The 20,505-nt window shown below is 62.9% G+C and carries 14 protein-coding genes; 10 read left to right on the forward strand and 4 right to left on the reverse strand.

Annotated elements, in window-relative coordinates:
- Positions 1 to 53 precede the first annotated feature (53 nt).
- Entirely contained in the window at positions 54 to 815 is a 762-nt protein-coding gene (locus tag AC07YR_RS17475) for a LysM peptidoglycan-binding domain-containing protein (protein ID WP_494734679.1), read from the reverse strand.
- 157 nt (positions 816 to 972) lie between these two features.
- Here AC07YR_RS17475 and AC07YR_RS17480 point away from each other — a divergent pair, with 157 nt between their 5' ends.
- The gene (locus tag AC07YR_RS17480; protein WP_494734680.1) at positions 973 to 1,545 is read left to right on the forward strand and encodes a hypothetical protein; all 573 of its coding nucleotides are present in this window, start codon (positions 973 to 975) and stop codon (positions 1,543 to 1,545) included.
- Between the two features lie 64 nt (positions 1,546 to 1,609).
- Here AC07YR_RS17480 and AC07YR_RS17485 read toward each other — a convergent pair whose 3' ends face one another.
- Positions 1,610 to 1,825, reverse strand: coding sequence for a helix-turn-helix domain-containing protein (locus AC07YR_RS17485; RefSeq protein ID WP_436058053.1), 216 nt, complete (start codon positions 1,823 to 1,825; stop codon positions 1,610 to 1,612).
- A gap of 153 nt (positions 1,826 to 1,978) precedes the next feature.
- Between AC07YR_RS17485 and AC07YR_RS17490 the strand changes: the two genes are divergently transcribed.
- The 4 genes from AC07YR_RS17490 to AC07YR_RS17505 are packed head-to-tail and all read left to right on the forward strand — an operon-like array spanning position 1,979 to position 10,345.
- Positions 1,979 to 2,623 (forward strand): CpaB family protein, encoded by a 645-nt coding sequence (locus tag AC07YR_RS17490; protein WP_436058052.1) that lies wholly within the window; start codon positions 1,979 to 1,981, stop codon positions 2,621 to 2,623.
- Positions 2,620 to 3,930 carry a CpaE/TadZ family protein gene (locus tag AC07YR_RS17495; protein ID WP_494734681.1) on the forward strand — a complete coding sequence of 437 codons (1,311 nt, stop codon included), beginning with the start codon at positions 2,620 to 2,622 and terminating at the stop codon, positions 3,928 to 3,930. Before AC07YR_RS17490 ends, AC07YR_RS17495 begins: the two co-directional genes overlap by 4 nt.
- 57 nt (positions 3,931 to 3,987) lie before the next feature.
- Complete coding sequence (locus AC07YR_RS17500) at positions 3,988 to 8,841, forward strand: NAD-glutamate dehydrogenase (protein WP_494734682.1); 4,854 nt, start codon at positions 3,988 to 3,990, stop codon at positions 8,839 to 8,841.
- Between the two features lie 34 nt (positions 8,842 to 8,875).
- Positions 8,876 to 10,345 (forward strand): sensor histidine kinase, encoded by a 1,470-nt coding sequence (locus AC07YR_RS17505; RefSeq protein ID WP_028270180.1) that lies wholly within the window; start codon positions 8,876 to 8,878, stop codon positions 10,343 to 10,345.
- A 102-nt stretch (positions 10,346 to 10,447) separates the two neighbouring features.
- Here AC07YR_RS17505 and AC07YR_RS17510 read toward each other — a convergent pair whose 3' ends face one another.
- Positions 10,448 to 10,696, reverse strand: a complete 249-nt coding sequence (locus AC07YR_RS17510) for a WhiB family transcriptional regulator (protein ID WP_003804966.1) — start codon at positions 10,694 to 10,696, stop codon at positions 10,448 to 10,450.
- 239 nt (positions 10,697 to 10,935) lie between these two features.
- On the opposite strand from AC07YR_RS17510, the gene AC07YR_RS17515 reads away from it, so the two are divergent.
- Positions 10,936 to 11,442, forward strand: coding sequence for a hypothetical protein (locus tag AC07YR_RS17515; RefSeq protein ID WP_436058049.1), 507 nt, complete (start codon positions 10,936 to 10,938; stop codon positions 11,440 to 11,442).
- Here the strand turns inward: AC07YR_RS17515 and AC07YR_RS17520 are convergent.
- Complete coding sequence (locus AC07YR_RS17520; protein WP_494734683.1) at positions 11,399 to 15,460, reverse strand: FtsK/SpoIIIE domain-containing protein; 4,062 nt, start codon at positions 15,458 to 15,460, stop codon at positions 11,399 to 11,401. The genes AC07YR_RS17515 and AC07YR_RS17520 overlap by 44 nt on opposite strands.
- A gap of 199 nt (positions 15,461 to 15,659) precedes the next feature.
- Here AC07YR_RS17520 and glf point away from each other — a divergent pair, with 199 nt between their 5' ends.
- The 4 genes from glf to AC07YR_RS17540 are packed head-to-tail and all read left to right on the forward strand — an operon-like array spanning position 15,660 to position 20,458.
- Entirely contained in the window at positions 15,660 to 16,847 is a 1,188-nt protein-coding gene (glf, locus tag AC07YR_RS17525; RefSeq protein ID WP_494734684.1) for a UDP-galactopyranose mutase, read from the forward strand.
- Positions 16,844 to 18,841, forward strand: a complete 1,998-nt coding sequence (locus AC07YR_RS17530) for a glycosyltransferase (protein ID WP_436058046.1) — start codon at positions 16,844 to 16,846, stop codon at positions 18,839 to 18,841. Before glf ends, AC07YR_RS17530 begins: the two co-directional genes overlap by 4 nt.
- On the forward strand, positions 18,842 to 19,708 hold the full coding sequence (locus tag AC07YR_RS17535; protein WP_436058045.1) for an ABC transporter permease: 867 nt from the start codon (positions 18,842 to 18,844) through the stop codon (positions 19,706 to 19,708).
- Positions 19,709 to 20,458: an ABC transporter ATP-binding protein gene (locus AC07YR_RS17540; RefSeq protein ID WP_436058044.1), complete on the forward strand. Its 750-nt coding sequence runs from the start codon at positions 19,709 to 19,711 to the stop codon at positions 20,456 to 20,458.
- Positions 20,459 to 20,505: the final 47 nt, after the last annotated feature.

The following is a 20,505-nucleotide window of genomic DNA, read 5'->3' on the forward strand; positions in this document are numbered from 1 at the left end:
TCCTCTGTTTGATGGCGGATACCTAAAAGTTAAGGTGTGGCTTTACTGCGGATTTAGGACCTGGACGGAGGCCGGAGTACCTGTCCCGGGAGAAGGAGATCGGGGCTTTCACCCAGGACGGCCCTGTTCGCCTCGTACCAGCGAGGCCATTCCAGGGCGATGTCGCGATCAGAAGCGGGGGAGCCCAGCTGGTTGGCCGCAATGGTCCACAGCGAGTCACCGGCCACCACGGTGACCGATCCGTCCTCGTCAACCGGCTGTTGGCGGGCAGCCCGTACAGGTTGTGCCGACAATGGGCCCGGGCTGACGACGGGCGCGTGCGGTTTCCACCTCGGATCAGTGGCGCCGGGACCGGGGTGAGGTGCTGACGCCGCGTGTTCGGTGGGCATCCACACTGCTGAGGTGGCCGGAGGGGAGGTTGGACTCCACTGGGGGTCAGCAGTCACCCTGCCGGCGTGGGCAAGCGGTGCTCCCAGCAGCTGAAGTCCCACTGCGGCGAGGGCGAGGCGGCGCATGAAGGAAGGACTGTATCTTCCGGTGATCTCCGCAGCCCGGCGGCTTCCGGCGCGTTCCAGGCCGGCGGAAGTTAGTGCAATCAACATCGACAGAATCCACCAGGTGACAATGATGAGTCCTGTTGTGTTGACGACAAATCCGAGCAGGTCTTCGAAAGCCAGTGACTGGTCCCTGGCAGATGATCGCTCCCATCGCTCCGTCAGCGAGGCTCCTGTAGCCGCCAGGAAGAGCCCGAGAAGCAGGATCGTCACCGCCAGCATTGCGTCTGAGCGGAGCAGCCTGCCGCGTGAAACCTCCATGATCCTACTCCTCAGGTTGTTTGATGTTGTTTGATGTTGTTTGATCTATTTCAACCTAGTTTGAACTTACTTTCCGACTTTTGTCCAGTGATTTGTTTTTCGTCGCATGGGCCAGCCGCGAATTGACCGGGGGACGACGCGCGCCTAGATTGGCGGCATGCGTTGGGACGCCTTGTTTGAGGACATGGAGGCACAACTGGCCTCAGTTGGCCGGCTGGAGCTCGAATCGGAAATCGCCGAGCGGTCGCGGGCAGATGTCGCGGGTGTGGAACTGGCGGACAGGTTGCGCGGTTCCCTGGGGCTCAGGGTGGCGGTGCACCTGGCATCCGGAGCCGTGTTCGAGGGCGCCTTGAGTCACGTGGGGGGAGAGAGCCTGGTGCTCAACGATCATCATCAGCAGGTGCTGGTCCCCTTCGCGGCAGTTTCCCGGTACCACGGCCTGGGGAGGCTGGCAATGGCCGAGCCGTCATCCGTCCGGCGAAAGCTGGGGCTGGCCAGTGCCCTTCGCGGCCTGGGGCGCGACAGGGCTGATCTGTCGGTTATTCTCATCGGCGGCGCACACGGCGCGGCGGGACTGAGTGGTGTTATTGATCGCGTGGGGCGGGACTATTTCGATCTGGCCATGACCCGGCCCGGAGAGGTCCGCCGCGCCGCCAACGTCAGCCAGGTTGCCTCGGTGCCTTTTTCCTCGCTTGGTGCACTACGTTCAATACGCGGAGCGGAGCTCTGAACGCACTCCCTGGCGGCGGTTCGTGCGCCCGCGCCCCGGTCCCGGCTCAGACGGGCGTCCCTGCTCAGAGTGACTTGGACTTGGCTTCCTGAATCATGCGCTCGGCTTCCGCGTAGCGCTCTTCGATGTACTGTTCCAGCATCTTTTCTTCCACGCGCCACTGTCCCCTTCCGCCCACCTGGATGGCTTTGAGTTCGCCGCTACGCACGAGCGCATAGGCCGCCGGGGAGTTGATCTGCAGCTGTTCGGCTACGTCTGCAAGGGTGAGGAATCGGGGCATGTTTCTATTTTGCCACCATTGGCGTCGGGTGGTGCTGTTATCCACAGTTTGGCGTTGTTTGGTCTTTTGACTTTCGATCAGGCCCATTTGCCGTAACAATGAGGTAGTCCGGCGCATCAGCCAGTCCGCCGGCACCGACGGGGGGAACAGCACGTGAGTTCAGGTACGACGGCCAGTGCAGTCAGGCTCAAAAAGCCGTCTTGGAAGGATCCGAGGCTGCTTCTCGGGTTCCTGCTGGTCCTGGCCTCCGTGGCCGGTGTTGTGTCACTGGTCGGGGGCGCCGACCAGACCACCGAGGTGTTTGCGGCAAAAGGTCAGATCGCCGTCGGTGAGAAAGTCACTGCTGAAAACGTCAACCGTGTGAAGGTCAGGCTCGGCGACGTGGAATCCCACTATGTCACCGCAGAGGCCGGACTGCCCGAGGGCATGGTTGCCGTGCAGCGGATCGGTCCGGACCAGTTGGTTCCTCGGGGAAGCCTCGGCAAGCCCGATGCGCTGAACCGTAAGCCGGTCGCAATTACTGTCGACGAAGCCCTGCCGGAGCAGGCCGCAGCAGGTTCACGGGTTGACGTCTGGGTGGCCCTGCCTGATGCCCGCAACGGCTTCAGCGAACCGAAGTTGTTGCTTCCAGGGGCTGAGATCGCTGAAGTTACCCCGGGCTCGACCACGTTGGGATCTTCCCGCTCCACGGTGGTCATGGTCCTTGTCACTGACGAGCAGATGCCGAGGCTGCTTGGTGCCCAGGCGAACAAGGCGAGGATTTCCGTGGTCTGGAACCCGGGCGGCGGAACATCATGAGCATCCCCGTCGTCACGGTCGGCCAGTCCCGGGAGGATCTGGTCGGCGGCCTCGAACGCCTCCATGGACCGGTCACTGTGGTGAGGAGATGCTCGGAGCTGACGGAGCTGCTGGCCGCCTGCCAGAGCGGCCTCGCCCGGGCTGCCGTTGTCGCGGAGGGGAGTGACGAACTGACGGCCTCGCTTGTTGACCGGCTCACCGCCGTGGGCGTCGTCGTCATCGCATTGACGGACAGTCCGGAAGAAACGGTGAGGCTGACAGCGATCGGTGTCACGGCGGCGCCTGCGGGGGTTGACTCGGCGGCACTTGCCGGCAGGATTTCGGGCGCGGTTGCCCGGTGGGCCAGTCCCGCGCCGTTTCAGGCGTGGGACAGCGGATTCGCGGACACCGGTGCCGCCATCCGGACCGTCCCGGAGGAGATCGATGCCGTCCCGGGAGAGCCGTCCGGTAGCGGACAAGTCATCACCGTCTGGGGTCCAGCGGGTTCTCCCGGCCGGACTCTGGTGGCCGTCAACATGGCCGGTGAACTGGCCGCGGCCGGCAATTCAGTGCTTCTGATTGACGCTGACAGCTATGGAGCCAGCGTCGCGGGCATGCTGGGACTCCTGGACGAATCCGCAGGTCTAGCCCAGGCGTGCCGGCTGGCCGACCTGGGGCAACTGGATGCCGGCGCGCTGCTGAAGATTGCCACACCCGTCGTCCTCAAATCCGGGACGCTCCGGATTCTGACAGGCATCACACGCGCGGATCGCTGGACCGAATTGCGCGCAACAGCCCTGGGTGTCGTCTTTGAGAGGGCGCGGGAGGTGGCGGACTTCGTCGTGGTGGACACCGGCTTCTGCCTCGAAGCGGACGAGGAACTCAGTTTTGACACCATGGCTCCACGCAGGAATGCCGCCACGCTGCGGAGCCTCGAGCTCGCGGACACCGTTTATGCCGTGGGATCGGCCGACTCGATCGGCGTGCCGCGGCTCGTCCGCGGTCTTGCCGAACTTGAGGCAGCGGTTCCCCAGGCGTCACCGAAGGTGGTCCTGAACAAGGTTCGCGCCGCTGCCGCCGGACGTTTCCCTGCGCGCCAGCTGCGCGAGGCGTGGGAAAGGTACGGGCCGTCAGAAGGGATCACCGCGTTCCTCCCGGCAGACGGGGCAGCAAGTGACGCGGCGCTCCTCGCCGGGAGTCTTCTGCTGGAGGCCGCACCCGAGTCCGGGCTGCGCCAGGCCATTGCCGAATTGGTTTGTGCACCTGCCCAGCAAAAACGCCGATCCTCTGTCTTTTCTTCCACAGCGAAGAGGCACCTAAAGGGCTAGGCTCGCCATAAGGGCTGCAATGAGGCAGCTATGAACTTGTGATGGAGGCGTTTGTCGATGTCGTCTGGCTCCAATGTGGAGGATCAGTCCGTTTTGCTCGGAGCCCGTGAAGGGTACTTCGGAGACTATTACGAGCACCTTGCGGAGGAGGATTCCCGGGCCTATTCGCCGGATGTCCTGGCCGCCCGCGCCGAGACCCACCGCGAAGTTGCCGCTGTCCGTGTACCGGGCACGGCCAACATCAGGATCGTGGACGAGTCGGACTGCAGCGTCGTGTATATCGTCACGGACGACATGCCGTTTCTCGTGGACTCCGTCAACGCCGAGCTCGTTCGCCAGAACTCGGCAATCCACCTTGTCCTCCACCCGCTGTTCGTCGTCACACGCAACCGCGCAACCTCCCGTCTGACGAAGGTGGACAGGGTTCCGTCCGGCATCGGCATCTCCAGCGGCGACACTGCCGCAATGCCAAGCCTGTCGCACCTGATTGCCCAGGGTGACAACGCCTCGCACATGGAGTCCTGGATCGCCGTCGAAATCGGCCTTGCCAGCGAGGAAGCGCAGGGGCGGCTCGTCGAAGGCATTGAGCGCGTGCTCGGTGATGTGCGGGCGGCCGTCGAAGACTGGCCCAAGATGCGCAACAAGGCCCTCCAGATCGCCCAGGACCTGGACAACGTGGCCAATGCCTCCCAGATCGAGGAACTTCGTCAGGCCCAGGACCTCCTCCGCTGGCTCGATGACGGAAACTTCACCTTCCTTGGCTACCGCGAATATGACCTGGTCAACGAGTCCGGCGAGGACGTCCTGGAACTGCGGGAGGAAAGCGGACTCGGACTGCTCCGCAGCGGCGCGGACGGGCACCACGTCCAGCACCTCACCGTCGCCGGCCGGAGGAAAGCGCGGGAAAAGCGCGCTCTGGTGATCACCAAAGCCAACTCCCGTTCCACAGTGCACCGTCCGGCATACCTCGACTACATCGGCGTGAAGAGCTTCGACGCCGCCGGCAACGTCAACGGCGAGCAGCGGTTCATCGGCCTCTTCGCCACGAGCGCCTACGCGGGCTCGGTCCGGAACATTCCGATTGTTCGCGAGAAGGTCGAAGCCGTCCTGCGAAGCGCCGGCTTCCCGCCGCACTCCCATTCGGGCAAAGACCTGCTGGGTATCCTTGAAACCTACCCCCGCGATGAGCTGTTCCAGATCGAGGTTTCCGACCTCGCAGCGACGGCGACAGGCATTCAAAGACTGCAGGAGCGGCGGCGCACCCGCTTGTTCCTGAGGCCCGACATCTACGGCCGGTTTATGTCCGCACTCGTGTACCTTCCCCGTGACCGCTACACCACCAACGTGCGCCTCCGCATCGAGCAGGAGCTCCGCGAGACCTTTCACGCCGTCTCCATTGATTACGAAGCCAGGATGACCGAATCCGCGCTGGCCAGGCTCTTCTTCCGAATCCGGCTCCCGAAGGACGCAGACGTCAGCGACGTCAATGTCGAGGAACTGGAGAAGAGGCTTGTCCGTGCCGCGCGTTCGTGGAGCGAAGGCATCACGGAAGTGCTGCGTGCCAGTGGCGCCAACGGCGACAACAAGGCGATTGCCTCTGCCTGGGCCGAGGCCTTCCCGGCCAGCTACCGCGTGGACTACGAGGTCGAAGATGCGCTGACGGACATTGCGCGCTTCGAGAAGTACGGGTCGGCCGCCGAGCCGGCTGAAAAAGGACGGCTTGAGAAGCCCGGGGTACACGTGTACTTGCCCGAGGGCGCAGGGGCCACGCTCGAAGAGGACGCACGCGTCAAGCTCTACATGCTGGAGCCGAAGAGCCTCAGCCAGATCCTGCCGTTTTTTCACAACCTGGGGCTCGAAGTGCTCGATGAGCGGCCGTTCGAAATCGAGACGGCCGACAAACGGGATTTCTTCCTGTATGACCTGGGCCTGAAGTACCCCTCCGGTGTTGCTCCCCTCGCGACGGGCCAGTTGTTGGCGGACGCTTTCGGCGCCGCCGTCTCCGGCGACGTCGAGTCGGACAGCTTCGACCGCCTGGTCCTGCGCGAGCGCATGCCGTGGCGCCAGATTGTGGTCCTCCGCGCCTATGCGAAATACATGCGTCAGATGGGCAACACAAATTCGTTCGGATTCATTGCTGACACGCTCCTGGCAAATCCTGACGTGACACGTTCGCTCGTGGCACTGTTCGCGGCACGCTTCGACCCCGCCCTCGAGGACGACGTCCGGGCGGAGCGCCAAGCCAGCGTCCGTACGGAGCTGGCAGCCGCCATTGAACAGGTTGCAACCCTGGACGCCGACCGGGTGCTTCGGACTTTTGCGAACCTCATCGAGGCCACGCTCCGGACGAACTTCTATCAGCAGAAGCCCTACCTGAGCTTCAAGCTGAATCCGGCCGCAATCGACGGGCTGGCTTTCCCTCGACCCATGTTTGAAATCTGGGTGTACTCGCCCAGGGTGGAGGGCGTGCACCTCCGCTTCGGCAAGGTGGCCCGCGGCGGGCTGCGCTGGTCCGACCGGCGTGAGGACTTCCGGACCGAAATCCTTGGCCTTGTTAAGGCGCAGACGGTCAAGAACGCCGTCATTGTGCCCACCGGTGCCAAGGGCGGATTCTTTGCCAAGCAGCTTCCGGATCCTGCCGCCGACAGGACCGCGTGGATGGCGGAGGGCGTGGAGAGCTACAAGACCTTCATCCGCGGCCTGCTGGACCTCACGGACAACCTAATCACCACTCCGGACGGCGAAGCTGTGGTTCCGCCGGCCGACGTCGTCCGCTACGACGACAACGACAACTACCTCGTTGTCGCAGCAGACAAGGGAACCGCAACGTTTTCAGACATCGCCAACGGGCTCTCGGCGGAATACGGCTTCTGGCTCGGGGATGCCTTTGCCTCAGGCGGATCCGTGGGTTACGACCACAAGGCCATGGGGATCACCGCCCGGGGGGCGTGGGAATCGGTCAAGCGCCACTTCAGCGAACTCGACCTTGATACCCAGTCGGAGCCGTTCACCGTGGTGGGCGTCGGTGACATGTCCGGGGACGTCTTTGGCAACGGCATGCTGCTGTCGAAACACATCCGGCTGCTTGCCGCGTTCGACCACCGCCACATCTTCCTGGATCCGAATCCTGACGAGTCGGCGTCCTACGAAGAGCGGCTGCGGCTCTTCAACCTGCCCCGGTCCTCCTGGGATGACTACGACAAGGCCCTCATCAGCGAAGGCGGTGGCGTCTACGGACGGCAGGCCAAGTCGATTCCGGTCTCCGACCAGGTGCGCGCAGCCCTGGGACTCCCGGACGGCACCTCCGAGCTGAGCCCGCCGGAGCTCCTTCGCGCCATTCTCCTGGCGCCCGCCGATCTGCTGTACAACGGCGGCATCGGAACCTACGTCAAGGCAAGCACCGAAACGCATGCCGAGGTGGGGGACAAGGCCAACGACGCCATCCGCGTTGACGGGCGTGACCTCCGCGTCAAGGTGGTCGGAGAAGGCGGAAACCTGGGCATGACCCAGCGCGGGCGCATTGAGGCCGCACTTCAGGGTGTCATCCTGAATACGGACGCCATTGACAACTCGGCCGGAGTCGACTGCTCGGACCACGAGGTCAACATCAAGATCTTCGTCGACCGGATGGTCGCCGCGGGCAAGCTCGAGTCCGCCGAGCGGGCCGATTTCCTGGCGTCCATGACGGATGAAGTCGGCCGGCTCGTGCTTGAAGACAACATTGACCAGAACATCCTGCTCCTCAATGACAGAATCCGGGTGGCGGAGTGGAGCCCCAGCTATGAACGGCTGATGGACTGGCTGGAGAAGTCGGCCGACCTCAAGCGCGAGCTCGAAGCACTGCCCACAACCGCGACCCTTCGGGAACGCCTGGCCCAGGGACAGGGGCTGACCTCCCCGGAACTCTCGGTGCTGGCGGCTTACGCCAAGATCGAACTCGCAACGGCACTGCGTGAGAGCGATCTCGCCGACGATCCGTGGTTCAGGCAGACCCTGCGGTCCTATTTCCCGAAGCAGCTGAGGGAGAGGTTCGACGTCGAGCTCGACAGCCATCCGCTGCGGCGCGAGATCATCGCCACTGTCGTGGCCAACGACATGATCAACCTTGGCGGCATCACGTTTGCATTCCGCACCATCGAAGAGACGTCAGCCAACGAAGCCGCGGTGGCCAAGGCGTTTGTGGCCCTCCGCGAAATCTACGAGCTGGACATCATGGTCGGCGAGCTCAATGAACTGCCTGCCTCCTTCCCCACCGAGCACTGGAGCACTGTCCACCTGGACATCCGCCGGCTCCTGGACCGGGCTGTCCGCTGGGTGATCGGCCAGGGCAGCGCTTCCCGGCCGATCTCCGAAATCGTGGCTGAATTCAAGCCTCTGATGGATCCGATGCGGGCCCGGCTCCTCGATTACCTGCGGGGCGACGACCGTGCCCGGGTGGCTGCGTGGCTGGAAAAGGCCCGGAGCTGGGAACTTCCGGAGGACCTGGCCCATCGCTGGGCCGAGCTGTTCGAAAGCTTTGTGCTGCTGGACATCGCCAAGATCGCCCACATCAACGCGGAGCCGGTGGAAAGCATCGCACACGTGTATTACACGGTGTTCGACCGCTTCCACGTGGATTCCCTCCTGGAACGCATCACCAAGCTCCCGCGGCGTGACCGCTGGCAGGCGCTGGCCCGTGCCGCCTTGCGTGACGACCTCTACTCCACCATTTCGGATATTACGGCGTCGGTGCTTGAGTCGACGTCGCCCGGGACCCCTGCGGAGGACCGGGTACTGAAGTGGGAAGGCCTGAATGCCGAACAGCTCGACCGTGCCAGGAGCATGTTTGAGGAGGTCAACTCGCTCGAAGCGGACGATATGGCGTCACTGTCGGTAGCATTGAGGCTCTTGAGGTCAATCGTCCGGCGCTAGGGATCCGTTCCTTAGCGTCGAATCTGGAGGTGTAGTGGCAATCTTTACGGACCCCATCAGGGAACACGCTGATTTTGGGCCGGGGGATGCCGAGTGGCTTCACCTCCTGGTGGGCGACTGGCAGATGGTCGCCGACCTCGCCTTCGCTGACCTTGCCTTGTGGTTTCCGCATCCTGAGTTCGGCTACGTGGCCTTGGCCCACGTCCGCCCCTCCACCACGCACACGGTGTTCCACACCGACTTCGTGGGGGAGGGGATCAGGTCGGACCTGCAGCCGCTGGTTGATAAGGCGTGGAGTAGCCGGACCATTGAGCGCTCGAGTGAGACCAACTGGAGCAGCGACATGGCTCTCCGCGTCGAGGCTGTCCCTATGGTCAGGAATGGCCGGACGCTCGCCGTCGTGACAACACACATGGACCTGTCCAGTTCACGGATGCCGTCCAGGCTTGAACTGACGTACAGGCAGTGCGCCTATGACCTTCTCCGGATGGGAACGCTCGGACTGTGGCCCGACTTTGCCTCGCCCACCGGATCCCGCCGCGGCGCCCCGCGGGTGGGAGACGGCCTGATCCGGCTCGACGCAGACGGGATTGTGCAGTACGCCAGCCCCAACGGCGTCTCCGCATTCAGGCGCCTGGGGGACGGTGAATCCCTCGAGGGCAGGTCGCTCGCCGAGGTCACGGCGGGTCTGCTGCGGGACCGCCGCATGGTGGATGAAACGCTGCCGCTCGTGGTCACCGGCCGGATGCCGTGGCGGAGCGAAATCGAATCCCGCGGAGTCAGCCTCTCGCTCCGGGCCATCCCCTTACGCGATGAGCAGCAAAGGTTCGGGGCGCTGGTGCTCTGCCGCGACGTCTCCGAGCTCCGGCGCCGTGAAATGGAGCTTGTGACCAAGGACGCCACCATTCGGGAGATCCACCACCGGGTTAAGAACAACCTTCAGACTGTTGCGGCATTGCTGCGCATGCAGTCTCGCCGGATGGTCAGTGATGAGGCCAAGCAGGGCCTGGAACAGGCGATGCGGAGAGTCGCAACGATTGCCTTGGTCCATGAGACGCTGTCCCAGGGGCTGACGCAAAGCGTTGACTTCGATGAGCTGATCGGCCGCCAGTTCCGTCTGTCCGCCGAAGTGGCCTCGCCGTCGCAGCAGGTCAAGACTGCCAGGTCCGGGCTGTTTGGTGAACTGCCCAGCGACTTCGCCACCCCGCTTGCCCTGGTTATCAACGAGCTGGTGACCAACGCAGTCGAGCACGGCCTGGAGGGGCGAACCGGAACTGTCTGGCTTCTGGCCGACCGATCGGAAGGCGACGACGGCGACGAGTTCCTGACCGTGACCGTGGCCGATGACGGTGTCGGGCTTCCGGAAACTCCACATGTTGAAGGCCTGGGACTGCAGATCGTTAGGACCCTCGTCACCAGCGAACTGGGCGGCAGCATCCAGTGGAAACCCCGCGAGGGCGGCGGCACCGCCGTGCAGATCGTCCTGAACCTGCAAAAACGGTGACGGTGGAACCCTAAATGACCTTCGACCCTTAAATGGGAAGCGGCCGCGGACTCTGAAGTCCGCGGCCGCTTCGTTTTGTCCGGAGGCCGGAAATCCAAACGGTCAGGAGGCCCGACGGGCGCGTGCAGCGCGGCGCTTGAGGGCCCGACGCTCGTCTTCGCTCATTCCGCCCCAGACGCCGGCGTCCTGGCCCGATTCGAGGGCCCACTGGAGGCAGGTGTCCACCACCGGGCAGCGGCGGCACACACTCTTGGCCTCCTCGATCTGCAGGAGAGCAGGCCCGGTGTTTCCTACTGGGAAGAACAGCTCCGGGTCCTTGTCGAGGCACGCTGCGCGGTTACGCCAATCCATGCTGATCAGTCACTCCATTCCTGGGAACTCGTTTTTAGCCACTTGTGAAAATATTCACTAGAGGCAACATAAGAAAGGGACCCAGCCGGGTCCCCTTGGTCATCTGAATTAAGCGTGTCATGTTAACGCTGTGTAAACAAGGGGTAATCGTCCACGAAGTGCCTTATAAGCGTGAGCGATACGTCACATAGCTCGCCAGCGCTCTCCCCGGAGTCGACTATGTCCGGTATGGTGCCAGTGTGTCAAGACCCCCAGAGGACCACTCCGACGCCACCCCCGAGCCCCGCTTGCCTGGTGACACTGACGGTTCGGTTGCTTCCCCGCGCCCTGTTTCCCCGGAAGTTCGGGCCACGCGGCCGCCTCCGGTCACCGTCCTGTCCCTGATCGTGGCCGCTGAAGCAACGGCACTGCTCGCGGCAGCGGGCTGGTATGCAATTCAGCTGATCACAGGAGCGCCCGTCCTTTCGTTTTGGGGTGCTGTGTTTACCCTGGCGCTCCTGATGTCATTTTCGGCCTGGCTTTACGCCGTTGCCTATTTTCTCCTCCGGGGATTCCGCTGGCCGCGGGCGGGGGCTTTGGTGGCCCAGCTGTTTGTGCTGACGATCGGATTTCCGACGCTCACCGGCGGTTACATTGCCGCGGGATTCGCGATGCTGGTTCCGGCGGTCATTGCCGTGGTCCTGCTCTTTAACAAGCGCGTGATCAGTTTTGCTTCACGTGCCGGCGGGGCGCCTCCGGCGTTGTGACCCCGGGGCCCGGTCCGGCCGCCAACTGAACGGGCACAGCCCGGCCCTCTGCAATGATGACGGCCCTCCCTGCCGGCGGGTTGGCTTCCACCTCAAAGCGAATGCCGAAGAAATCGCCGTCGTTGATGTGCCGCGGCGCGATCAGGATGCCGGCCCCCTGGCCGCGGGCATGTGCAGCCAGCGGAACCCGCTGGCTGAGTGAAGGGCTGAACCCCGCAGTCAGGATTACCCTCAAACCAAAACCATGCAGGGCCTCGAGATGCCGGCGCGCTTCCGCTGTCAGCATGTCCGCATCGTCCACGAGGAGAACCCAGTCCTTGTTTAGCGTGCCCGCGTCGGCGTTTGCCAGCACATCGGCCCAGTAGCTGGCGGCTGTATCTTCCGGGCCGGGGCGGAGCCACCCTGGAGCATCAGCGTTAAGCTCCGGGATGGCTGCAAGAAGGGAACTCTTGCCGGAAGACGGGCCTCCCAGAACCGGCAGGACGCCTCCCGGCGGAAGACGGACTGCAGCCGGGACAAGTTCATCACCGCCGATCCCGACTATTAACTTGCGGCTTCTGGAATCGTTTCCGGCTGCAGCTGTTGTGCTGGCTGGCGGTGCGGAAACGCTCGGGACACGTGCCAGGACATCCGCAACGCTCAGGCGCCTGGGCAGCGCCTCAATTCTGAAGGGCCTGACGGCCGGTTCCTTGCCCCTGCCAGCGCATGTAGTCGACGTAGGAGGGGCTGCGTAAAACTGGGCCGGGGAGGCCGGGCTGCCCGCCAACGGGCCGAACATCACTGCCCGTCCGCGGATTAGCGCTACGTCCGGGAGCCGTGGCCAGGCAAGCCGGCCCTCTTCGGTGGAGCCAGTCGGGAAGTAGGCCCGGCTAGGGATGGACGCGAAGTATCGGGCTGTTACCACCTCCCGGTCTCCGGCAATGAGCACCGTAACGCCTGCCCTGGCGCCGTCCCGGACGATGTCCTGGACTAGGTCTTCCGCCCAGGCCAGCGGGCCGGCACGGAACGATGAGACCCATGAGCCCCAGCCGGCAAGCACCAGGACAATCGGTGGCGGCAGTGACTCCGCCGGGCGGCTGAGCCGCAGTGACAGCTCGAGGGCAACCCGTTCCAGGATCCGGACGGCCCGGCGGAGTTCGTGAAGGCCGGCCGCCGCGCCCACCCGCGGATGGGAGCGGACCGAGCTGAAGGCATTGCCAGCATCGAGCAGGTAGATATGCGATTCGATGTCATGTTCGATCAGTTGCTGCAGTACCAGATCCAGGGCTTCGTCCACCCCGCTGGCCGTTCCGCCGACCAAGGCCAAGTGACCATGGTTGGCTGGCTGCCACGTCAGCCGAGAGACCCGCTGCCGGTCCGGCTCGTCCAGCAGGCCGAGCTGTACGGACCAGATGCCGGGATCGGGTCCGCCTTCTCTGCCGGGGTCGGGAAGCAGCACGATCGTTGGCAGCGGTATCGCCACGGGGCGGCGGGGTGCTGAACCGCCCAGACCGTCCCAGAGTTCCACCAGCGACTCCACAATGGGACCGGCCGCCCGGGCTGGTGAAAGCGGGAACCCCGGGTCGGCGTTCTCTTCCTGGCCGGTCGCAGACACCACAAGAGCCTCGGCCGCAGGGCGAACGCGGACCGGGGATGATCTCACCGCTGCTGCGGCGCCCGAGAGGGTTGCCGCCTGGAACTCGACTGGATCCTCCGTCCCGCGGGCGAGGTAGGCGCGCCCGGGGTTGGCCACCGAAATGCCGGCGGCAAGCCGTGAATTGATGATGTCCACCGATTCCATGTCCGACTGGACGCGTAGGGCAATGCTTGTGGTGACGTTGGCGCGGATGTCTGCCGTGAGTGCGCCCTGGGGCCGCTGCGTTGCCATGATCAGGTGCAGGCCCAACGACCGTCCGACGGCTGCGATCCTCATCAGCTCCTTCAGTGCGTCGGGAGCATCTTCAACGAGCATGCGGAATTCGTCAATGATGAGGACCAGGTGGGGGAGCGACCCGGCCGGGGATCCAACGGACCGATAGCCGGCCAAGTCCGGAGCCTGAGCGGCGGACAGCAATTCCTCCCGGTGCCGGATTTCCGCTCGCAGGGAGATTAGCGCGCGGTCCAGTTCATTTCTGGTGAGGTCGGTGAGCATGCCCACACAATGGGGCAGGCCGGTCAGCGGTCCCAGGCCCGAACCGCCTTTGAAGTCGAAAAAGAGGAAGTTGATCCTGTCCGGCGGGTAGCTGAGTGCCAGGCCGGCGGTCAGGCTCCGGAGTAGTTCGGATTTTCCGGACCCGGTGGTTCCTGCCACCAGAAAATGCGGGCCGTCCGACTCAAGGTCCAGCACGCGGGGCCCGGATGCAGTCATCCCGATGGGAACGCAGAGTCCGGGTCTGCTGTTGCCGGCGACCCAACGGGCTGATGCGTCCGCTGCGGCACCAGGGAGGACGTCAGCGAGCGAGCAACTCTGCGGCACGACCGGTGCGGAGTCCGGGCTGCGCTCAAGCCGCACGGCCATGTTCCGGCAATATCGGTCGAAGACTCCCTCCGGGACGAGGTCGGGCAGGAAGTCCCTCGCCGCGCCCCCAATCCTTAACGTCGCGGTGGCTCCTCCGAGTTCGACAACCGCGCCCGATTCGGGACCGCCGTCCTCTGGGCCGCTATCGAGTGTGCAGTCCACAACGTGCCAGCCACGGTTGATGGCGGTGGCAGCCATGCCGTGGGATCCGGACTGGCCGCGGTCATCACCGGTAAGTATCAGCACGCCGCGTTCCCGCGCCCGGTCGATACAGTGCTCCAGAACCTCCGAGGTTGTCCGGGGACTGGACGAAAGCATGACCGGCCTAAGGTACCTGGCGGTCAGCGGCAGGGAGCCGGGTGACCCATGCACAACGACCCGGGTCCGGGCCGCCGACCTGAAACTTGTGAGCTGCATCAGCATGAACCTGACCACCCCGGCGACGTCCTGCCGCGCTCCGCGGACAAACGTAAGGTCCAAAAGCTGAAGGACGGTCGGCATGAGGCCCGCCTCCGGCGCCTCGAAATCCGGGTCCGCCGGGTCCAACCTGATGTTTGCCCGTTGCTCGGCCAGCCCGAGGCGGAGCCCAATATCGTCGGGTACGGCTGTCCCGTCCCACCGGCCGTTGTGTTCCGATCGCCCCCTCAGGGCGAGCTCGGCCGCGGACGGTGCGGATCGGCGTCGACGTTCCCTGTCTTCTTCAACGGCGGCAGCCACTAATGCCTTCAGCCGCTGCCGCTGGCGGCGGCCGGCGAGCATGGGCACCAGCAAAGAGACAGCAGAAACGGCCGTAAAGGCCAGAAACATCCACATCCCGGTGATGACAGCCAGGCCCACACCAATGAGTATTGGCAGGACCGCCGTGAGGAGGAGAATTCCCCGGTTGCCGCCTTCCCGCCTGTGCGGAATCTTCAGGGGATCAGCCACACTGGATCCGGCAGCCTCCCACTCCGGCAGCCGTCCGGCCGGACCAGGCCCGAACACGATGGACAGCGTCGAATTCCCGCAGCTGATGAGCGAGTTCGTAGAGACGGCGGCCTGCCACACCCGCTTGCCGTCCACAAAGGTCCCGTTGACGCTGTCCAGATCGGTGATGGTGACGGCCGTGTCAGTAATGTCCAGCCTGGCGTGCTCACGGGAGAGGGCGGCATCGGGGATGGCGATTTCCGTACCGCTCCGGCCGAGCCGATACCTACCGCGCCTTAGTGGCAGCACTGTCCCCGCCGCCGGACCGCTGTGTACGGCAACAAGCAGCGTCGAGGCCCTTCCCTCGCCGCTTTCCGGAGGGCGATCCCCGGCGCCGTCAACGATGACGGCCCCGGTAACCAGCGGCGGCTCACCGACGACCAAGCGGCACAACGGAAAGCCGGACACTGAGAGTTCACGGGCACCGTATTCCTGCGTTAAGGCCTGCTGCAGCATGAGCCCGGAGCCTCCCGGCGGGGCCTCGATAATCAGTTCGAGCGGAGGTCCCGGACTGGCGGCATCGGGCCCGCGGACCAGGGTGCAGTGGAGTGTCATCAGGTGCTTTCCCTTGGGAAGGAGGCGGCTTTCTGCCCAAGCTACCTGCGGGCAGGACCGCGGGGCATCGCCCCCGGCGCACTATGTGGATAAGCCCGGCCCATGCCCGGGAATCACTGGTGTCGGCGTAGTCTCGGGTAGGCTAGAGCAGCAGCCAATGCACAACATTGGGCTGCCCGCATTCGAATCAGGAGATTTTGTGACCGCTGACCTCGTCATCGTAGGGTCGGGCTTTTTCGGCCTGACAATCGCAGAACAGGCCGCCACTGAGCTTGGCTTGAAGGTCGTTGTCATCGACCGCCGCCACCACATCGGTGGTAATGCCTACAGCGAAAAGGAAGAGCAGACCGGCATCGAAGTGCACCGCTACGGTGCCCACCTGTTCCACACGTCCAACGAACGTGTTTGGGAGTACGTCAACCGGTTCACGACGTTCACGAATTACGTTCACAAGGTCTACGGAGTCCACAAGGGCGAGGTGTACTCGCTGCCGATCAACCTGGCCACGATCAACCAGTTCTTCCGTGCGAACCTCACCCCGGGACAGGCCCAGGCCCTCATCAAGGAGCAGGCCGGCGAGCTCGCAGGCACCGATCCCCAGAACCTGAACGACAAAGGCATCCAGCTGATTGGCCGGCCGCTGTACGAGGCGTTCATCAAGCACTACACCGGCAAGCAGTGGCAGACGGATCCGAAGGACCTGCCCGCGGGGATCATCTCCCGCCTCCCGGTGCGCTACAACTACGACAACCGCTACTTCAACGACAAGTACGAGGGACTGCCGACCAACGGCTACACCGCGTGGATCGAGAAGATGGCGGAGCACCCGAACATCGAGGTCAGGCTCAATACCGACTTCTTCGATGAGTCGCATGAGTACAGCAAGAACAAGGTCGTTGGAAAGATCCCGGTGATCTACACGGGTCCGGTGGACCGGTACTTCGACTTCGCGGAAGGCGACCTGTCCTGGCGGACGATCGACTTCGAGGAAGAAGTCCTCGAAGTGGGCGACTTCCAGGGAACGTCGGTGGTGAACTACAACGACGACGACGTCCCCTACACCCGCATCATCGAACCGCGCCACTTCCACCCCGAGCGCGACTACCAGACGGAAAAGACCGTCATCATGCGGGAGTTCTCCCGCGCGGCGGAGAAGGGCGATGAGCCCTATTACCCGATCAACACTGCCGCCGACCGCGAACGCCTGCTGAAGTACCGCGACCTCGCGGCTGCGGAAAGCGATGTGCTGTTCGGCGGCCGCCTGGGCACGTACAAGTACCTCGACATGCACATGGCAATCGGCTCAGCCCTGACCATGTTTGACAACCAGATCCGGCCGCATTTTGAGAGTGGCGCACAGCTTGAAAGCGGAGGCGTGGACGCATGACCGCTTCCGCGGCGTTCGAACTGCAGAGGGTTATCTTTCCGCCCCCGGGTGAGTTGGATGCTATCGAACTCTACGTCGATGCTGGCAGTGCGGTCGGGTTGCACCTCGTGGAGGACGACGACCTCTACAGGTCGCCGAAGCTGCCCGAGGAAAAGCTTCACCTTGTCGGGGCTACCGCGGTCGAAGCGCACCATGAGGACTTCCTGTCTCGAACGTCGATGAAGATCCGCGCCGGGCAGCATGTTTCCTTCGGAACCTACTTCAACGCATTCCCTGCCAGCTACTGGCGCCGATGGACTACGGTCCGGTCCGTGCAACTTGCCGTCAGCACGGAGGGTACCGGAAGCGTTGTGGTCTACAAATCCAACGCACGCGGTGTCCCGCAGCGCGTTGAATCCATCGGGGTCCAGGGCATGGACGAAGTGAGGCTGGACCTGCCGCTGGAGACGTTCGGTGACGGCGGCTGGTACTGGTTCGAGTTGGTGGCAGGCAAGTCCGAGCTTAAGCTGCTGGAAGCCACTTGGGCCACGTCAGATAGCCCCACGATTCCCGCCGGTGAAGTGGCTACGGTACAAATCACGACGATGAACAAGCCGGCTTTTTGCATTGCCAACGCAAGAATTCTGGGTTCCAACCCTCATGCTTTAAAGAGCGTCAAGGAGGTCCTCATTGTTGATCAGGGGACTGACAAGGTGACGGCCGCGGACGACTTCGACGAAGTGACCCAGCTTCTCGAGGGCAAGCTTAGAGTGGTGGATCAGCCCAACCTTGGCGGCTCTGGCGGGTTCTCCCGGGGGATGGCAGAATCAGTCCGGAACGGCAGCGAGTTTGTCCTGCTTCTGGACGACGACGTAGTGGTTGAACCGGACAGCATTGAGCGCCTCATCGCCTTCGCCCGCTTCAGCCGGAAGCCAACGATCGTTGGTGGCCACATGTTTGACCTCTTCAGCCGCACGACTTTGCACACTTTCGGAGAGGTCGTAGATCCTTACCGTCTGAGCTGGATCAGCCCGGACAACGATATTGAGTACCGCCACGACTTCCGGCAGCGAAACCTTCGCCAGACTCCTTGGATGCACCGGCGTGTCGACGTGGACTTCAATGGCTGGTGGATGTGCCTGATCCCGACGGCCATCATTCGGGAAATCGGCCTTTCGCTCCCCGTTTTTATTAAGTGGGATGATGCGGAGTATTCTCTGCGGGCCAAGGAAGCCGGCTACTCCACAGTGTCGCTTCCCGGAGCTGCGCTGTGGCACGTTTCGTGGATTGATAAAGACGATTCTTTGGGCTGGCAGTCGTACTTCCACGAACGGAACCGTCTGATCGCTGCGCTGATTCACAGCCCATTCCCTAAGGGCGGACGTGTATTGCGGGAGTCCTTCCAAAACAGCGTCAAGCATTTGATTTCCATGCAGTACTTCGCCCAGGAAGCGCGAATTATGGCGCTTCGCGATGTATTGCGGGGACCTGCGGGCCTACACCCGGATCTTGGTACGAAACTTGCCGAGGTGAATGCCTTGCGTTCACGCCATCCTGAGGCCCAAATCCGGTCCGACATCGACGACTTCCCGGCACCCGGATTGACTCGCGGCGGTCGCGGCGGCGCTCTCAACGAAATGCCGGCCAAGAAAGACCTCGTCAAATGGGCTGCTAAGACGGTCCTGCGGCAAGTTTTCCGCAAGCCGGATCCGCAAACCTTAGAGCGGCCTCAGGCGCATCTTGCGCACCGCGAGAACAAATGGTGGACCTTGTCCAAATACGACAGTGTCCTTGTATCCAACGCAGAGGGAACTGGCATTTCGTGGTATCGGAGGGATCCAGGATTGCTGAAGAGCAAGTTGATGGAAGCCTCGAAGCTACAGGCGCAGCTCTTCCAGCAATGGGAAAGCCTGTCGGCTGAATACCGAAAGGCGCTCCCCGAGATCACTTCCATGGAATCGTGGGAAAGAACCTTTGGCACCACCGTGGGTACACCGATGAAGGATCGTAGGTAGATGGTCCCGTCCGAGGAGCTTATTAAGCCGGGCTACGGTCGAGGACTGCTGGACGTCTACGCCAATCGCTTCCTGCTGAAGCTGCTGGTCAGGAAGGAAATCAAGATCCGCTATCGCGGATCGGCTCTGGGTCTGCTCTGGTCCTACGTTAAGCCGCTGATGCAGTTTCTCATCTATTTTGTTGCGTTGGGAGTCTTCCTCAACCTGCAGCACGGGACGCCAAACTACGCCATCTACTTGTTCTCGGGCATTGTTTTCGTGAACTTTTTTACCGAATCGCTGGGTAATGCCACGCGTTCCATTGTCGACAACCGTGATCTTATACGGAAGATCTACCTTCCGCGTGAGCTATTTCCGGTGGCTACAGTCTGGGTGTCCGCTGCGCACTTCCTGCCGCAGGCTGCGGTTCTTGTCGGGGCCTGTCTGATCGCCGGCTGGGCACCCTCCATCGTTCAGTTGCTGACAGTGATTGCGGCTTTTGTAATGGTTGCGATTCTGGCAACGGGGCTTGGTCTCCTTTTCGGAGCGGCCAACGTTTACTTCCGGGATTCGGAAAACCTTGTCGACATGATCTTGATGATCGTCACTTGGGCGTCCCCGGTCCTGTACCTGTGGACCATGGTGGAACGCGTCATGGGACCGTGGTATTGGATCTACCAGCTGAATCCCCTCACCGTAGGCGTGGAGATATTCCACTGGGCGTTCTGGTATCCGACGCTGAAACCGGACCAAATACCCTTGGCCCCCCTGCCGCCGGACCTTATCTCCCTCTGGTTGCCCGTCGCGTTTGGCATTTCGCTCCTAGTCCTCTTTGTGGGCCAACTAGTATTCCGCAAGCTCGCTATCCACTTCGCCCAGGAGCTCTAGATGATCGTAGACAACCGGGCGATCAGTTGCATCGGACTCCGCAAGCAATTCGTGCTGCGCCACACCCGTTCCATGAAGGAAGCGCTTGTGTGGCTGATCCGGGGCCGCAAAGGTGACTTGTCGAAGAAATTCGACGCACTGAAGGACGTCTCTTTGGACGTTCAGCATGGCGAGACCGTAGCTCTCCTGGGTCTTAATGGTTCCGGAAAATCCACATTGCTGAAACTCATCTCCGGGGTACTGCAGCCAGACAGTGGAACAGTTCTGACCCGCGGGCGGGTGGCGGGCCTCATTGAAGTGGGCGCAGGTTTTCATCACGACCTGAGTGGACGGGACAATGTCTACCTAAATGGTGCGATCCTGGGAATGACCGAATCCGAAATCGACGAGAAATTCGACTCGATCGTAGAGTTTTCTGAGATCGGCGAATTCATCGACACGGAGGTGAAGTTCTATTCCTCGGGAATGTACCTGCGGCTGGCGTTCTCCATCGCTGTCCACACTGATCCCGAAGTATTTCTTATTGACGAGATCCTTGCCGTGGGAGACGAACCGTTTCAGCGCAAGTGCATTGCGAAGATCAAGGAACTTGCCGCCAAGGGTAAGACGCTCTTCGTAGTCAGCCACGACCTTGACCTTGTGGCCACGATCTGTGAGCGTGGCGTATTGCTCGAGCACGGCCACGTCGTGATGGATGGCGATGTCCACGAGGTTGTCGCTGAACTCCGTGAGCGTTCAAGGGCCCTGTGAGCCGCCGGTCGGCTGCTGATCCCCATTAGAATTAGCAAGTTGCCCAA

The sequence above is a fragment of the Arthrobacter sp. GW460-12-1-14-TSB2 genome (genome assembly GCF_059423525.1).

Excerpts from the sequence above, each read along its gene's own strand:
- AC07YR_RS17475 (WP_494734679.1), bottom strand. The coding sequence starts at position 815 with ATGGAGGTTTCACGCGGCAGGCTGCTCCGCTCAGACGCAATGCTGGCG.
- AC07YR_RS17480 (WP_494734680.1), top strand. The coding sequence starts at position 973 with ATGCGTTGGGACGCCTTGTTTGAGGACATGGAGGCACAACTGGCCTCA.
- AC07YR_RS17485 (WP_436058053.1), bottom strand. The coding sequence starts at position 1,825 with ATGCCCCGATTCCTCACCCTTGCAGACGTAGCCGAACAGCTGCAGATC.
- AC07YR_RS17495 (WP_494734681.1), top strand. The coding sequence starts at position 2,620 with ATGAGCATCCCCGTCGTCACGGTCGGCCAGTCCCGGGAGGATCTGGTC.
- AC07YR_RS17500 (WP_494734682.1), top strand. The coding sequence starts at position 3,988 with ATGTCGTCTGGCTCCAATGTGGAGGATCAGTCCGTTTTGCTCGGAGCC.
- AC07YR_RS17510 (WP_003804966.1), bottom strand. The coding sequence starts at position 10,696 with ATGGATTGGCGTAACCGCGCAGCGTGCCTCGACAAGGACCCGGAGCTG.
- AC07YR_RS17520 (WP_494734683.1), bottom strand. The coding sequence starts at position 15,460 with ATGACACTCCACTGCACCCTGGTCCGCGGGCCCGATGCCGCCAGTCCG.
- AC07YR_RS17530 (WP_436058046.1), top strand. The coding sequence starts at position 16,844 with ATGACCGCTTCCGCGGCGTTCGAACTGCAGAGGGTTATCTTTCCGCCC.
- AC07YR_RS17535 (WP_436058045.1), top strand. The coding sequence starts at position 18,842 with ATGGTCCCGTCCGAGGAGCTTATTAAGCCGGGCTACGGTCGAGGACTG.
- AC07YR_RS17540 (WP_436058044.1), top strand. The coding sequence starts at position 19,709 with ATGATCGTAGACAACCGGGCGATCAGTTGCATCGGACTCCGCAAGCAA.